The sequence below is a fragment of the Oleiphilus sp. HI0128 genome, assembly GCF_001635365.1.
This window is the reverse complement of the sequence record NZ_LWGG01000293.1, coordinates 1-594: the sequence shown is the minus strand read 5'-3', so window position 1 is coordinate 594 and position 594 is coordinate 1. Positions and strand designations below refer to the sequence as shown.

Annotated in this window: 1 protein-coding gene; it reads right to left on the bottom strand. The window is 50.3% G+C overall.

Features of this window, described 5'->3' with window-relative positions; translation table 11 throughout:
• Positions 1–594 (bottom strand): NAD(P)-dependent oxidoreductase (locus A3763_RS03775; protein ID WP_068759897.1); only part of this gene is annotated, 594 nt, incomplete at both ends.

The following is a 594-nucleotide window of genomic DNA, read 5'->3' as shown; positions in this document are numbered from 1 at the left end:
CATGGTGTCTGAACGATTATCCATTTGCCATGATTGCGCAGCTCCTTTGGATATCACATCGACGACTTGCTTGCAGTCCAGGCCAGCTTTCTCTGAGAAATGGATGGCCTCGGCCAGCCCTTGTACCACACCGGCTACGGCCATTTGATTGGCCATTTTGCAGAGTTGTCCTGAGCCGCACGGGCCAAGCAGGTTCATTGCTTTGGCATAGTGCCGCATAAGGTCGCTTGCCTGTTTGAAAGCTGCTTCTTCGCCGCCGCACATAATGGTTAGCTGGCCATTAATTGCACCCTGTTCGCCGCCAGAAACGGGAGCGTCGATAAATGCCATACCTTTTTGCTTAGTGCTGGCGTCAATACGTCTAGCGAGTTCAGCGGAAGCGGTGGTGTGATCGATAAAAAGTGTTTTGCTATCGCATTGGGCGAGCAGGCCTTGTTCGGACAGGTAGACCTCTTCGAGATCTTTATCATTGCCGATGCAGCTTATGACGAGGTCGAACTTATGATCAATCTTCTTAAGGTCTAGCAGTATTTGGCCTTCATACTCTTCGAGCCAACGTTGGGATTTTGAGGTACTACGATTGTAGACGTGAAG